This window comes from Microbacterium dauci, from assembly GCF_030065535.1.
Taxonomy (GTDB): domain Bacteria; phylum Actinomycetota; class Actinomycetes; order Actinomycetales; family Microbacteriaceae; genus Microbacterium; species Microbacterium dauci.
In genome coordinates, this window is sequence record NZ_JASJND010000007.1 from 147,242 (window position 1) to 162,083 (window position 14,842).

At 68.8% G+C, this 14,842-nt stretch carries 14 protein-coding genes; 7 read left to right on the forward strand and 7 right to left on the reverse strand.

Features of this window, described 5'->3' with window-relative positions; all coding sequences use genetic code 11:
• From QNI14_RS12135 to tkt, 4 genes are read right to left on the reverse strand one after another with little or no spacing between them, the layout of a single operon-like run.
• Entirely contained in the window at nt 1-936 is a 936-nt protein-coding gene (locus tag QNI14_RS12135; protein ID WP_283716886.1) for a glucose-6-phosphate dehydrogenase assembly protein OpcA, read from the reverse strand.
• Entirely contained in the window at nt 933-2,480 is a 1,548-nt protein-coding gene (gene zwf, locus QNI14_RS12140) for a glucose-6-phosphate dehydrogenase (RefSeq protein ID WP_283717125.1), read from the reverse strand. The genes QNI14_RS12135 and zwf overlap by 4 nt, the downstream gene beginning before the upstream one ends.
• 2 nt (nt 2,481-2,482) lie before the next feature.
• A complete protein-coding gene (gene tal, locus QNI14_RS12145; protein ID WP_283716887.1) occupies nt 2,483-3,595 on the reverse strand; it encodes a transaldolase in 1,113 nt (370 codons plus the stop codon).
• Nucleotides 3,592-5,673, reverse strand: a complete 2,082-nt coding sequence (gene tkt, locus QNI14_RS12150; RefSeq protein WP_283717126.1) for a transketolase — start codon at nt 5,671-5,673, stop codon at nt 3,592-3,594. Before tkt ends, tal begins: the two co-directional genes overlap by 4 nt.
• A 214-nt stretch (nt 5,674-5,887) precedes the next feature.
• Here tkt and QNI14_RS12155 point away from each other — a divergent pair, with 214 nt between their 5' ends.
• Nucleotides 5,888-6,814, forward strand: coding sequence for a heme o synthase (locus QNI14_RS12155; protein ID WP_283716888.1), 927 nt, complete (start codon nt 5,888-5,890; stop codon nt 6,812-6,814).
• 154 nt (nt 6,815-6,968) lie between these two features.
• Here QNI14_RS12155 and QNI14_RS12160 read toward each other — a convergent pair whose 3' ends face one another.
• Together QNI14_RS12160 and QNI14_RS12165 are read right to left on the reverse strand one after the other, a co-directional pair.
• Nucleotides 6,969-7,385 carry a dinucleotide-utilizing enzyme gene (locus QNI14_RS12160; protein WP_283716889.1) on the reverse strand — a complete coding sequence of 139 codons (417 nt, stop codon included), beginning with the start codon at nt 7,383-7,385 and terminating at the stop codon, nt 6,969-6,971.
• Nucleotides 7,386-7,468: 83 nt separating this feature from the next.
• Entirely contained in the window at nt 7,469-8,386 is a 918-nt protein-coding gene (locus tag QNI14_RS12165; protein WP_283716890.1) for a COX15/CtaA family protein, read from the reverse strand.
• A 225-nt stretch (nt 8,387-8,611) separates the two neighbouring features.
• On the opposite strand from QNI14_RS12165, the gene sufB reads away from it, so the two are divergent.
• The 6 genes from sufB (at nt 8,612) to QNI14_RS12195 (ending at nt 13,919) form a co-directional block, all read left to right on the forward strand.
• Entirely contained in the window at nt 8,612-10,030 is a 1,419-nt protein-coding gene (gene sufB / locus QNI14_RS12170) for a Fe-S cluster assembly protein SufB (protein ID WP_184218125.1), read from the forward strand.
• A complete protein-coding gene (sufD, locus tag QNI14_RS12175; RefSeq protein ID WP_283716891.1) occupies nt 10,030-11,229 on the forward strand; it encodes a Fe-S cluster assembly protein SufD in 1,200 nt (399 codons plus the stop codon). The genes sufB and sufD overlap by 1 nt, the downstream gene beginning before the upstream one ends.
• Nucleotides 11,226-11,555, forward strand: coding sequence for a non-heme iron oxygenase ferredoxin subunit (locus tag QNI14_RS12180; protein ID WP_283716892.1), 330 nt, complete (start codon nt 11,226-11,228; stop codon nt 11,553-11,555). Before sufD ends, QNI14_RS12180 begins: the two co-directional genes overlap by 4 nt.
• Nucleotides 11,556-11,569: 14 nt before the next feature.
• Nucleotides 11,570-12,340 (forward strand): Fe-S cluster assembly ATPase SufC, encoded by a 771-nt coding sequence (gene sufC, locus QNI14_RS12185; protein WP_283716893.1) that lies wholly within the window; start codon nt 11,570-11,572, stop codon nt 12,338-12,340.
• 9 nt (nt 12,341-12,349) lie between these two features.
• Nucleotides 12,350-12,679, forward strand: a complete 330-nt coding sequence (locus QNI14_RS12190) for a metal-sulfur cluster assembly factor (protein ID WP_283716894.1) — start codon at nt 12,350-12,352, stop codon at nt 12,677-12,679.
• Nucleotides 12,680-12,758: 79 nt separating this feature from the next.
• Nucleotides 12,759-13,919: a MalY/PatB family protein gene (locus QNI14_RS12195; protein WP_283716895.1), complete on the forward strand. Its 1,161-nt coding sequence runs from the start codon at nt 12,759-12,761 to the stop codon at nt 13,917-13,919.
• A 6-nt stretch (nt 13,920-13,925) separates the two neighbouring features.
• On the opposite strand, the gene QNI14_RS12200 is transcribed toward QNI14_RS12195, so the two are convergent.
• The gene (locus tag QNI14_RS12200) at nt 13,926-14,831 is read right to left on the reverse strand and encodes a siderophore-interacting protein (RefSeq protein WP_283716896.1); all 906 of its coding nucleotides are present in this window, start codon (nt 14,829-14,831) and stop codon (nt 13,926-13,928) included.
• Between the last annotated feature and the right edge of the window lie 11 nt (nt 14,832-14,842).

Here is a 14,842-nt window from a genome sequence, read left to right on the forward strand (position 1 = left end):
CTACGACTTCGTGGGAGGCTCGAGTTTCGCCCACCCATCGGTGATCACTCGACCATACAAGAGGTCGGGATCGAGCCGGCGGAGCTCCTCCGCGAGGCACTCACGGAGCGACCGCCGGGGGAGGACGATGTCGTGGGTCGGCTGCCCGCTCTGGGTGAGCGTGGCATCCGTTTCGTTCGAGCGCTCGAGGAGGATGTCGCCGGAGGCGCGCGTGAGCCGGACCGAGCGGATGCCGTGGCTCCACTCGTCTGCCGGCGCGTACCGCCACGTCACGGGGACGTCGAGCTTCAGGCGCAGCCACGCGGCGAGCAGGCCCGTCGAGGGCGAGCTGCCGGCGCCGACGACCTCGACACCCGTGACCGGCTCGTACGGCGGCTGGTCGAGCACGGCGGCGAGCTGCTCACGCCAGTGCGTGAGACGCGTCCACGCGAGGTCGGTGTCACCCGGCTGCGAGACGGTGCCGAGCGACGAGAGCCGGTCACGGAGGAACGGTTTCGTCGAGGCATCCGTGATGCGACGCTGCGCCATGCGCCCGATGGGCGACTGTGCGGGATCGGAGGGCGGCTCCTCGGGCCACCACGCGACGACGGGTGCATCGGGTAGCAGCAGGCCGTTGACGAGGCTCTCCTGGTTGCTCGCGGCCTCGCCACGCGCGTGCAGGACGACGACCTCGCTCGCACCGGCGTCGCCGCCGACGCGGATCTGCGCGTCGAGACCGGTGGTCGCGTCGGGCTCGACGACGAGCACGATGACGCGCATCGGATGCTCGCGCGAGGCCGCGTTGGCGGCCTCGATGGCGTCCTCGTCGAACCCGCCGGTGGAGACGATCACGAGCGTCAGCACGCGACCGAGCGCGACGGCGCCGCCCTCTTCACGCACGCTGACGAGCTTCTTGGCGACGGTGGAGACCGTCGTATCGGGCAGATCGACGATCACGGGCGCCTCCAGACGCGGCCGTCACGGGCCAAGAGCTCATCGGCGGACGGGGGACCCCACGAACCGGGGGAGTACTGCTCGAGCGGTTCGTCCTGCTCAGCCCAGTACTCCTCGACGGGGTCGAGGATGCGCCACGAGAGTTCGACCTCTTCGTGACGGGGGAACAGTGGCGGGTCGCCCAGCAGCACGTCGAGGATGAGGCGTTCATACGCCTCGGGGCTCGACTCGGTGAACGCGTGGCCGTAGCCGAAGTCCATCGTGACGTCGCGGACCTCGTTGCCGGCGCCAGGGACCTTCGAGCCGAACCGCAGGGTGACGCCCTCGTCGGGCTGAATGCGGATCACAAGCGCGTTCTGCCCCAGCTGGAGTGCCTGGCTCCGCAGGAACAGCAGCGGCGGCGTGTGCTTGAACACGACGGCGATCTCGGTGACGCGGCGGCCGAGGCGCTTGCCCGTCCGCAGGTAGAACGGCACGCCGTTCCAGCGTCGGGTCGCGATCTCGAGCTTGATGGCCGCATACGTCTCTGTGGTGGATGCCGGGTCCATGCCGTCTTCGTCGAGGAAGCCGGTGACCTTCTCGCCACCCTGCCAACCGCCCGCGTACTGACCGCGAGCAGTCGCCGTGGACAGATCGTCGGGCAGCTTGACTGCCGCGAGCACCTTCTCCTTCTCGGCGCGCAGGTGCTCCGCGTCGAGGGAGATGGGCTCCTCCATCGCGGTGAGCGCGAGGAGCTGGAGCAGGTGGTTCTGGATGACGTCGCGCGCGGCGCCGATGCCGTCGTAGTACCCGGCACGTCCACCGACGCCGATGTCCTCGGCCATGGTGATCTGCACGTGGTCGACGTAGTTCGCGTTCCACAGCGGCTCGTACAGCTCGTTCGCGAAGCGCAGCGCCAGGATGTTCTGGACCGTCTCCTTGCCGAGGTAGTGGTCGATGCGGAAGATCGCGTCGGCGGGGAAGGCGACTTCGAGCGCTTCGTTCAGCTCCCGCGCGGTCTGCAGGTCACTACCGAACGGCTTCTCGATGACGACGCGGCGCCAGCGATCGCTGTCGGCGGTGTCGTCGACGAGCCCGGAGTCGCGCAGCTGACGCGCAACGATCGGGAAGTCCTTCGGCGGGATCGACAGGTAGTACGCATGGTTGCCCATCGTGCCGCGCTCGACGTCGAGTAGCTCGACGGTCTCGCGCAGGCGAGCGAACGACGCGGGGTCGTCGAATTCGCCCTGGACGAACCGGATGCCCTGCAGCAGCTGGTTCCAGGTCTCTTCGCGGAACGGCGTGCGCGCGTGCTTCTGCACGGCTTCGTACACGACATTCGCGAAGTCCTGGTCCTCCCAGTCGCGGCGTGCGAACCCGACGAGCGCGAAGCCCGGCGGGAGCAGGCCGCGGTTGGCGAGGTCGTAGACCGCGGGCATGAGCTTCTTGCGCGACAGGTCGCCGGTCACGCCGAAGATGACGAGCGCGCTCGGACCGGCGATGCGGTTGAGGCGACGGTCGTCGGGGTCGCGCAGCGGGTTGACCCCGCGGGAGATCTCTGCAGCCATCGTCAGTGCGCGGCGCTCAGCGCCGTGCGGACGGTGCCCTGGAGGTCGTGCCACGACGCGATGAACTTCTCGACGCCCTCGTCCTCGAGCAGCTGCGTGACGTCGACGAGGTCGATGCCAGCCTCGGCCAGGTCGGCGAAGACCTGGTGCGCCGCGGCGTACGCACCCGTGATCGTGTCACCGGTCACGACGGCGTGGTCGAACGTCGCCTCGAGCGTCTTCTCGGGCATCGTGTTGACGGTGCCGGGCGCCACGAGCTCGGTCACGTAGAGCGTGTCGGGCAGCGACGGGTCCTTGACGCCCGTCGAGGCCCACAGTGGTCGCTGCACGTTCGCGCCGGCGGCGATCAGTTCGATCGCGCGCGGCTCGGCGAACGTCTGCTCGAACAGCTCGTAGGCCAGGCGCGCGTTCGCGAGGCCGGCCTTGCTCTTGAGTGCGGTCGCAGCCGAGGTGCCGATCGCGTCGAGGCGCTTGTCGACCTCGGTGTCCACGCGGGACACGAAGAACGAGGCGACCGAGTGGATCGTCGCGATGTCGTGTCCGTTCGCTGCTGCCTGGCGGATGCCGGTGAGGTAGGCATCGATGACGGCCGCGTAGCGCTCGAGCGAGAAGATCAGGGTCACGTTGACCGAGATGCCCTCCGCGAGCACCGCGCTGATGGCCGGAAGGCCCGCGAGCGTCGCGGGGATCTTGATCAGCGTGTTGGGACGGTCGACCTTCGCCCACAGTTCCTTGGCCTGCGTGACCGTCGCGTCGGTGTCGTGCGCGAGATCAGGGGAGACCTCGATCGACACGCGCCCGTCGACGCCGCCGGTGCTCTCGTAGAGCGGACGGAACAGGTCTGCGGCATCCCGCACATCCGACGTGGTGAGCTCGAAGATCGCCGTGTCGACGTCGGCGCCGTTCGCCGCGAGCGCGGCGAGGGGAGCGTCGTACGAGTCGTCGTTCGTGTTGCCGATCGCCGCCTGGAAGATCGACGGGTTCGTGGTCACGCCGACGATGTCGCGGGTCTCGATGAGCTCGGCGAGGTTGCCGGAGTCGATGCGCTTCCGGGAGAGGTCGTCGAGCCAGATGCTGACGCCCGCGGCGGAGAGGTCCTTGGTGGGGGTGGTCATGCGTTGGTCTCCTTGACGCTTGCGCGGGCCGCTTCCACGACCGCCTCGGCGGTGACGCCGAACTTCTCGAACAGGGTCTTGTAGTCGGCGGACGCGCCGAAGTGGTCGATGCCGACCGTGCGGCCGCGGTCGCCCACGATGCCGCGCCAGAGGCCCGTCGCACCGGCCTCGACCGAGACGCGGGCGGTGACGGCAGCGGGCAGGACGGACTCGCGGTACGCGGCATCCTGCTCGGCGAACCACTCGAGCGACGGCGCCGAGACGACGCGTGCCCGGATGCCTTCGGCGGCGAGCGTCTCGCGGGCTGCCACGGCGAGCTGCACCTCGGATCCGGTCGCGATGAGTATCACGTCGGGCGCTCCGCCATCGGCGTCGATGAGGACGTAGGCGCCCTTCGCGACACCGTCGGTCGTCGCGAACCCGTTCTCGCCGCGGGGGAACGTGGGGATGTTCTGGCGGGTCAGGGCGATACCCGTGGGTCCGCCCGAGACGCGGCGGACGATCTCGAGCCACGCGGCCGAGGTCTCGTTCGCGTCGGCGGGGCGGACGACCGTGAAGTTCGGGATCAGGCGGAGGGTCGCGAGCTGCTCGATCGGCTGGTGCGTCGGGCCGTCTTCGCCGAGCGCGACCGAGTCGTGCGTCCACACGAACACCGAGGGGATGTCCATAAGGGCTGCGAGACGGACGGCCGGGCGCATGTAGTCGCTGAAGATCAGGAACGTGCCACCGAACGGACGCGTCGGGCCGTGCAGCTTGATGCCGTTCACGATCGCGCCCATCGCGTGCTCGCGGATGCCGAAGTGCAGCACGCGTCCGTAGGGGTCACCCGACCACTCGTGCGTCGACCACTCTGACGGGATGAAGCTCTTCGCGTCCTTGATGGTGGTGAGGTTCGACTCGGCGAGGTCCGCCGAGCCGCCCCACAGCTCGGGGAGCTGGGCGGCGAGGGCGTTGATGACCTGACCGGATGCCGCGCGGGTCGACACATCCTTGCCGGACTCGAACACGGGGGCCGAGAGCTCGGCGGGGAGCTCCCCGGCCTCGAGTCGGTCCAGGAGGGCCTTACGCTCAGGGTTCGCGGTTGCCCACGCGTCGAAGCTCGTCTGCCAGTCGGCGCGTGCTTCAGCGGCGCGAGCGGCAAGGCCACGCGTGTGTGCGATCACGTCGTCGGCGACGGCGAACGTCTCGGCCGGGTCGAACCCGAGGACCTTCTTGGTCGCGGCGAGTTCGTCGCCACCGAGGGCGGAGCCGTGGATCTTGCCGGTGTTCTGCTTCCCGGGCGAGGGCCAGCCGATGATCGTCTTGAGGACGATCAGCGACGGCTTGCTGGTCTCGGCCTTCGCGGCCTCGATCGCGGCGTGGAGCGCGGCGACGTCTTCGACGTACTCGCCGGTCTGCTTCCAGTCGACCGTCTGCACCTGCCATCCGTAGGCCTCGTACCGGGCCTGCACGTCTTCGGTGAACGCGACGTTCGTGTCGTCTTCGATCGAGATCTGGTTCGAGTCGTAGATCGCGATGAGGTTGCCGAGCTGCTGGTGGCCGGCGAGCGAGCCGGCCTCGGCGGTGACGCCCTCCTGCAGGTCACCGTCACCGGCGATGACGTACACGAAGTGGTCGAACGGGCTCGTGCCTGCAGCGGCTTCGGGGTCGAACAGACCGCGTTCGTAGCGAGCGGCGTACGCGAAGCCGACGGCCGAGGCGAGACCCTGGCCGAGCGGACCGGTCGTGATCTCGACGCCCTTGGTGTGGCCGTACTCCGGGTGCCCCGGGGTCAGCGATCCCCACGTGCGGAGCGACTTGAGGTCGTCGAGCTCGAGGCCGAACCCGCCGAGGTAGAGCTGCACGTACTGCGTGAGCGACGAGTGTCCCGCCGAAAGGATGAACCGGTCGCGACCGAGCCAGTCGACATCGGTCGGGTCGTGACGCAGCACGCGCTGGTAGAGGAGGTAGGCGGCCGGGGCGAGGCTCATCGCCGTCCCCGGGTGGCCGTTCCCGACCTTCTCCACCGCGTCCGCGGCCAGTACGCGAGCGGTGTCAACCGCACGCCGATCGATCTCGTCCCAAGCCAGCTCTGACACCTGGTCGCCTTTCGTGAGGGAGTCGGCGCGAACGAAGGCCGTCATCAGATGAGAGGGGATCGTCCCGCGCGTCGGGACTTTCAGCATATCGATTCGCGTATGCGCGCGGGGCCGTATGGACGCTGTATGACGACGTATTCGGCAATTGATTGCCAGGCTGCCCGCGATCGGTGATGCCGTAGACTCGACGCGACGATCAACAGCGGCGGGGACGATGGCAATCACTGAGACCGACGGGCGCGTGCAGACGACGCCTCGAGCGTCCCTCGGCCGCACCGTCCGTGCTTACGTCCAGCTGACGAAGCCTCGAGTCCTCGAGCTCCTGCTGGTCACCACGATTCCGGTCATGTTCCTCGCCGAGGAAGGGCTTCCCGACCTCTGGCTCATCCTCGCGACGGTGCTCGGCGGTGCGATGAGCGCCGGCTCGGCGGCATCCTTCAACATGTACCTCGACCGCGACATCGACGCGCAGATGAAGCGCACGAAGAACCGTCCGCTGGTCACCGGCGAGGTCTCGCCGCGGGGCGCGCTCACGTTCTCGTGGACGCTCGCGATCCTGTCGACGGTCTGGCTGCTCGTCACGACGAACTGGGTCGCCGCGTCGCTCAGCGCGGCCGCGATCTTCTTCTACGTCGTGATCTACACGATGCTGCTCAAGCGACGCACCGAGCAGAACATCGTCTGGGGCGGTATTGCCGGCTGTTTCCCGGTCGTCATCGGCTGGTCGGCCGTCACCGGGTCGCTGTCGTGGACGCCGCTCATCCTCTTCCTCCTCGTCTTCCTCTGGACGCCGCCGCACTACTGGCCGCTCTCGATGAAGTACAAGGGCGACTACGAAGAGGCCGACGTGCCCATGCTCGGAGCCACGCGCGACGGCGTGCAGGTGGGTCTGCAGGTCATCCTCTACGCGTGGGCGACCATCGCCAGCTCGCTGCTGCTCATCCCGGTCGCGCCCATGGGGCTCGTGTACACGGCGTCGGCGCTCGTGCTCGGCGGATGGTTCATCTTCGAGTCGCACGTGCTCTACGCCCGCGCCGTCCGTGGCGAGAAGGTGCAGCCGATGCGGGTGTTCCACGCGTCGATCACGTACCTCACGCTGTTGTTCGTCGCGATCGCGATCGACCCGCTGCTGCCCTTCTGAGGGGCTGATTCCCTGCGCTGAGCTGGGCTCGGCCGTCCGCCGCGTTGCGGCATCCGTTGTCGTCCGGGCTGAAACGACGCTCGCCTGTCACGAACTGCCGTGGGGGACGGGGTGTCGTGACAGGCGAGCGAGGGCGCGGCGCGATCGCGCGCGGTCAGCGGGTCGCGGTGGGGGCGGGGTCGGATGCCGAGGTCTCGACGTCCGCATCCTCGAGGGTCGCCGGACGTGCCTCCGTGTCGCTGACCGGCGTCTCGTCCTGCGCGTCGAGGTCGTCCTGCCAGTCGACCTGGACGTTCTCGACGACGGCGGGTGCCGCGAGGGAGCGGAGCGCGCCGAGGGTCGCGGTGAGGCCGAGTCCGACGACGCCGGCACCGATGAGGATCGCGCCGAGGACCGCCCAGATCTGGCCCACGTACACCTCGATCCCGGTGGCCGTCCCCTGCGTGAGCGCGGTCTCCATCGCGCCGAGCTTGTCGATGAGCAGATACGCTCCGACGCCGACGGACGCGAGCGAGCCGACGATCAGCAGCCAGAACGGGATGCTGCGGATCAGGCGGGGGCGGGTGTTCATGGATCTCCTCCGTGTCGGGCCGTCCCGTGATGGACGACCTGCGCCACTGTTCCTGACCGACCCGGACGAATCCTCTGCGGAACCTATGAGGTTTCGGTGTCTGCGGGTGCCTTGAGGCGGAGCACGACGACCGTCATGGCTGCGGCGGTGAGCGCCGCGAGCACCATGTGGACGCCGACTGCGAGCTCCGGCAGCCCGTTGCGCGCCTGGTAGAGGCCGACGGCGATCTGCACGATCTCGACGGCGAGGAGGATGCCGATCCAGGTCTTCGTGCGCAGACCGAGCTGCCACGCGACCACGGTGAGGAAGACGGTCAGGACGAGGAGGGCGTACCCGGGCCACGCGTGGACGTGCTCCAGCAGCTCGGCGTTGAACCCGTTGCGGCCTGCATCTGCATCACCGGAGTGGGGGCCCGCACCGGTGGTGAGCACGCCGAACACGATCGTGAGGGCGAGGATTCCCGTCGTCGCGTGGGTGAGGCCGGCGTACCAGGCGGGCACGGCGCGAACACGGCGCCCCGCGGGCTCGTCGAGGCGGACGAGGAAGGCCGCGCAGACGCAGACCAGGACGAGGGATGCCACGTAGTGGAAGCCCACGATGAACGGGTTGAGACCCGTCAGCACGGTGATCCCGCCGACACCCGCCTGCGCGGCGACGCCGCCGAGGACGATGAGCGCGAGGACGAACAGGTCGCGGCGATCACGGCGCATCCGCCACACGAGTACGACGACCGCAAGCGCGAGGATGCCGACGAGCCCCGTGAGGGTGCGGTTGCCGAACTCGATGATCCCGTGGATCCCCATCTCGGGGGTGGCCACGAGCGACTCGGGCGTGCACGTCGGCCAGGTCGGGCAGCCGAGGCCGGAGCCGGTGAGGCGGACGGCGCCGCCGGTGGCGATGATGAGGGTCTCGGCCAGGAACGAAAGCCAGGCGACGATACGAAGGGTCCGGGTGATCGGCGCGACCGCGGTGGTGCTCGTGGGGGACTCGCTGGTCAGCATGGGGACGACTCCGGGCGTGCGTTCGGCACGGCCGCGGGTGGTGGCGGTGCCTGTAGAATGGCGGGGTAGGCGAGAGCGACTCCGGTCGCGGCTCGCACAACGATTCTAGGCGCGGTCACGTGCCGGAAGAGCGGCCCAGCAAGCGGCATCCCCCCTCGCGCACTCCTCGTGGGTACGGGAATGCCGGAGCGGATGACATCGCCCGGGCCGGGAGGAGGAAACGTCATGTCGGATGTGCTCATCGACCGTCCCGAGCTCGAAGGCCTGGGGGTGTACGAGTTCGGCTGGCACGACCCCGACGCCGCCGGCGCGAGCGCCAAGCGCGGCCTCAACGAAGCCGTCGTGCGCGACATCTCCGCACTCAAGTCCGAGCCGGAATGGATGCTGAAGACCCGTCTGAAGGGGCACCAGCTGTTCGGCCGCAAGCCGATGCCGACGTGGGGCGCAGACCTCTCCGAAATCGACTTCGACAACATCAAGTACTTCGTGCGCTCGACCGAGAAGCAGGCGCAGTCGTGGGAGGACCTCCCCGAGGACATCCGCAACACGTACGAGAAGCTCGGCATCCCGGAGGCCGAGCGTGCTCGCCTGGTCGCCGGCGTCGCCGCGCAGTACGAGTCCGAGGTGGTCTACCACCAGATCAACGAGGAACTCGAGAAGCAGGGTGTCATCTTCATGGACACCGACACGGCGCTTCGCGAGCACCCGGAGTTCTTCGAGGAATACTTCGGCACGGTCATCCCCGCCGGCGACAACAAGTTCGCCGCGCTGAACACGGCCGTCTGGTCGGGCGGCTCGTTCGTCTACGTGCCCCCGGGCGTCCACGTCGAGATCCCGCTCCAGGCCTACTTCCGGATCAACACCGAGAACATGGGCCAGTTCGAGCGCACGCTGATCATCGCCGACGAGGGCAGCTACGTGCACTACATCGAGGGCTGCACCGCGCCGATCTACAAGAGCGACTCGCTGCACTCCGCCGTCGTCGAGATCATCGTGAAGAAGAACGCGCGCGTTCGGTACACGACGATCCAGAACTGGTCGAACAACGTCTACAACCTCGTCACCAAGCGTGCGGTCGCGCACGAGGGGGCGACGATGGAGTGGGTCGACGGCAACATCGGCTCCAAGGTGACGATGAAGTACCCGTCGATCTACCTGATGGGCGAGCACGCCAAGGGCGAGACCCTGTCGGTCGCGTTCGCGGGCCCCGGCCAGCACCAGGACGCCGGCGCGAAGATGATCCACATGGCGCCGTACACGCAGTCGTCGATCGTCTCGAAGTCGATCGCCCGCGGCGGCGGTCGCGCCGGCTACCGCGGTGAGGTGCGCGTGGACGCGAACGCCCACCATTCGGCCAACACCGTGCGCTGTGACGCCCTGCTCGTCGACACGATCTCGCGCTCCGACACCTACCCCGCGATCGACATCCGCGTCGACGACGTGCAGCTCGGCCACGAGGCGACCGTCTCGAAGGTGAGCGAGGAACAGCTGTTCTACCTCATGAGCCGTGGGATGCCGGAGGACGAGGCGATGGCGATGATCGTGCGCGGCTTCATCGAACCGATCGCCCGCGAGCTGCCCATGGAATACGCGCTCGAACTCAACAAGCTCATCGAGATGGGCATGGAAGGATCCGTCGGCTGATGACGACCGCGACGCAGGCCCCCGCGAACGACGCGAAGGGCCACATCGACCCTGCGGCGACGCTCTCCGACGGCGCGTTCGTGCCGGTCCAGACTCGCTCCGAGCGGCCGTGGTCGTTCGACCCCGCCGACTTCGGCGCGCCGACTGGCCGTGAAGTCAACTGGAAGCACACCCCGCTCGATCGGGTGAAGGCGCTCCTCGTCGACGAGGCCGCGCCGCACGGCGTCATCGGCGTCGAGGTGACCGCCCCCGACGAGGTCGTGCAGCTTCGGCTGGCTCCCGGCGAGGCCCCGCGCGGCGAGGTGTTCCGCCCCGAAGACCTGCCCAGCGCGATCGCCTGGTCGCAGGAGGCCGAGGCGCCGCTCATCCGCATCCCCGCGAACGTGGAGCTCGACGAGCCCGTCATCGTCCGGCTGACCGGCACGGGCGGGGTCGCGCACGCGCACGTCGTGATCGAGGCGCAGCCAAACTCGCGCGGCACCGTGATCCTCCGCCACGAGGGCACCGCGCAGCAGTCGCAGAACGTCGAGATCATCGTCCGCGACGGCGCCGCACTCACGGTCGTGTCGGTGCAGCGCTGGGACGACGACGCGGTGCACCTCTCGGCGCACCAGGCGCGCGTCGACCGCGACGCGAAACTCACGCACATCGTCGCGAGCCTCGGTGGCGGCGTCGTGCGGGTGAACCCGTCGGTCGAGCTCGCCGGCGCGGGCTCCGAGGGCAAGCTCTACGGCCTCTCCTTCGCAGATGCCGGGCAGCACCTCGAGAGCCAGGTCTACCTCCACCACAAGGGTGCGCACACCACGGGTGACGTGCTCTACAAGGGCGCGCTCCAGGGCGAGAGCGCCCGCAGCGTCTGGATCGGCGACGTCCTCATCGGACCGGATGCCGTGGGCACAGACTCCTACGAGGCGAACCGCAACCTCGTGCTCACCGACGGTGCGCGCGCCGACTCGATCCCGAACCTCGAGATCGAGACCGGCGAGATTCAGGGCGCCGGGCACGCGAGTGCGACCGGGCGTTTCGACGACGAGCAGCTCTTCTACCTCCAGGCCCGCGGCATCGACGAGGAGGAAGCGCGTCGCCTGGTCGTCCTCGGCTTCCTCGTCGAGATCGTGCAGAAGGTCGGCATCCCGTCGCTGGAGGAGGAATTCACCGCCGCGATCGAGGCGGAGCTCGCCGGCGGTGCGCAGGCATGACCGCACAGAAGGTGCTGCAGCTCAGTGAGCTGACGCAGGACACCGCCGTGCGCGTCGAGGTCGACGGCGTCGCGATCGCTGTCGTCCTCGACAGCCAGGGCGAGGTCCACGCGATCGGCGACACCTGCACGCACGGTGACATCTCACTCGCCGACGGCTTCGTCGAAGGCGAGTCGCTCGAGTGCTGGGCGCACGGCTCCGCGTTCTCGCTGCGGACCGGCCGCCCCCTGAATCTGCCGGCGTACGAGCCGGTGCCCGTTTACGAGGTCACGATCGACGGGGACGACATCCTCATCGACCCCGCCGTGACCAAAGCATCGAACTGAAGAAAGTAGCTGACATGTCTGTCCTCGAGATCCGCGATCTGCACGTGACGGTCGAGACCGAAGCCGGCGAGACCCCGATCCTCAACGGCGTCACGCTGACCGTCCGCACCGGTGAGACCCACGCCATCATGGGCCCCAACGGCTCCGGCAAGTCCACGCTCGCCTACACGATCGCCGGACACCCGAAGTACACGGTGACCAGCGGCAGCATCACCTTCGACGGCCAGGACGTCCTCGAGATGTCCGTCGACGAGCGCGCCCGCGCCGGCGTCTTCCTCGCGATGCAGTACCCCGTCGAGATCCCCGGTGTCACCGTGACGAACTTCCTGCGCACCGCGAAGACCGCGATCTCGGGCGAGGCGCCCTCGATCCGCCAGTGGTCGAAGGACGTGAAGGAGTCGATGCAGAACCTCCGCATGGACCCGAAGTTCGCGGCGCGCAACGTCAACGAGGGGTTCTCGGGCGGCGAGAAGAAGCGTCACGAGATCCTGCAGCTCGAGCTCCTCCAGCCGAAGCTCGCCGTCCTCGACGAGACCGACTCCGGCCTCGACGTCGACGCACTCAAGATCGTCTCCGAGGGCGTCAACCGCGCCAAGGAGAAGTCCGACATGGGCGTGCTCCTGATCACGCACTACACGCGCATCCTCCGCTACATCAAGCCGGACTTCGTGCACGTCCTCGTGAACGGCCGCGTCGCCGAAGAGGGCGGCCCCGAGCTCGCCGCTCGCCTCGAGGACGAGGGCTACGACCGATTCCTCGCCCCGGCGGGCACCGACGAGGCCTAGGATCGAGGCATGACCGAGACCCTCGCACCTGAGAAGTACGACGAGGTCACCGAAGCGCTCAAAGACGTCATGGATCCCGAGCTCGGGATCAACGTCGTCGACCTCGGGCTGATCTACGACCTCGGCTGGGACGACGAGAACGACGCCCTCGTCATCCACATGACGCTCACCTCGGCCGGTTGCCCCCTCACCGATGTGCTCGAAGAGCAGACCGGACAGGCACTCGACGGTGTCGTGGACCGGTTCCGGATCAACTGGGTCTGGATGCCGCCGTGGGGACCTGAGCGGATCACCGACGACGGTCGCGACATGATGCGGGCGCTCGGCTTCGCCATCTGAGGTCGCCCCGGTCGGCGCCGCGACTGTCACAGGTCGTCATCGACGTGGCATCCGTCGGCGTGCTGAATAGGCTCGAACGGTGACGGTCCCACCCCTCGAATCCCTCCCGCTGGAGACCCTTCGACGCCGTTCGAGCTCGAAGTGGCGCACGTACGGTGACGACGTCATTCCGATGTTCGTGGCCGAGACCGACTTCCCGCTCGCGCCCGAGATCACGCGTGTGCTCGCGGAGGCGGTCGAGCTCGGCGACACCGGATACACCCCACCGCGTCCCGGCGTGGGCGAGGCCTTCGCGGCGTTTGCGGACCGGCGCTTCGGCTGGCAGGTCGATGCGTCGCACGTCCTGACGACCGGCGACGTGATGATGGGTGTCGTCGAAGTGCTCCGCGCCGTCGTGGCGCCCGGCGAGCGGGTCGTGACGACCCCACCGGTGTACCCGCCCTTCGCGATGTGCACGGAGGAGTCCGGTGCGGTCGTCGAGGCCGTGCCGCTCCGCGACACGGGAACTGGGTGGGAGCTCGACGTCGAGGGGATCGATGCGGCCCTCGCGGCCGGCGCGCGGGCCGTGCTCCTCAGTAACCCGCATAACCCGACCGGGACGGTGCACTCCCGCGAGGCGCTCGCGGCCGTCGCGGCATCCGCTCGCCGGCACAGCGCCGTTGTCATCAGCGATGAGATCCACGCGCCGCTCGTCCACACGCCCGGGACGTTCACCCCGTTCCTCGCGGTGTCGGACGACGCCGCGGCGGTCGGGTACACCGTGACGAGCGCGTCGAAGGCCTACAACCTCGCGGGGCTCAAGTGTGCCGTCATCGTCACCGCGGCGGACGATACGCGGAGGGTCGTCCGCGCGTTGCCCAAGGAAGTGGAGTGGCGCACCGGCCTGTTCGGCGCGCGTGCCGCGATCGCGGCGTTCGACGTGGCGTCCGACGCGTGGCTCGACGGACTTCTCGCCGCGCTCGACGTGAACCGCAGGCTCCTCGCCGATCTGCTCGCCGAGCACCTGCCCGAGGCCACGTATCGGATCCCGGATGCCGGATACCTGGCGTGGATCGACCTGTCGGCCTACGGCTGGGGCGACGACCCGGCTCGCCGCATCCTGCGCGAGGTGGGCGTGGCGCTCCACCACGGGCCGCTCTTCGGCCCGCAGGGCATCGGACACGTGCGGCTCAACTTCGGGTGTTCGCCCGACCTGCTCCGGACCGCGGTCGCGAAGATCGGCGCGATGACGCGGGGCTGAGCCGCGTCAGTTCTCGGCGCGCCCGAGTCGCCAGTAACCCATGAAGGCGACGGCCCGACGGTCGACGCCGAGCTGCGACACGAGGTGCCGCCGGAGCGACTTGATCGCGCCGGCCTCGCCCGCGAGCCAAGCGTAGAGATGTGCGCTCTTCAGCGCGGCGCCGCCCTTCGCCGTCCGCGGGACCTCCCAGAGGATGCCGCCATCGATGTCGACTTCTTCGACCTCCGCCCCCTTGCCCGCGGGCGCGAGGAGCGCGGCTGCGGTTTCCACCGCCGGCACGAGGTGGCCGTGGCGGGCGTCGTGGGTCGGACGGGCGGCCACGCGGTACTCGAAGCCGGGGTGGGTCGGGAGGTAGGCGGCATCCGATTCGTGGGGAACCTCGAGGACCACCGTGCCCCGAGCGGTCTCGGGGAGCTGCTCGAGGATGACCGCGATCGCCGGTGCGGCGGTCTCATCGCCCGCGAGGAGGATGCCGTCGGTCTGCTTCGGGGGGACGAAGTCGATGCCGAAGCTCACCCCACGGTGGGCCGTCGTGGGTGCGAAGACGAGCAGCTCGTCGCCGACCTCGGCACGCGCGATCCAGTCCGAGGCGGGACCGAGGACATCATGCGCGACCATGTCGATGTCGACCTCGCACGCCTCGTTGCGGACGTAGCGGGTCGTGTACGTGCGGAACGGCGGGCGAGCGTCTTCGGGCAGCTCTCGCCACTCCGTGTACCAGTCCTCGCCGATGGGCATGTCGTCGATGCTCACTGTCGCGGTGGGGAACACCACTTTGATGCGCTGGTCGAAGCCCGGGTCGCCGTAGTGGGCGAGGTCGGGGCCGGCGAGCGTGAATCGACGGAAGCTCGCGGTGAGGTCGGTGATCGCGGTGACGCGGACTCGGAAGAAGCGGCTGGTGACGGTGGACATGATGCGTTCCT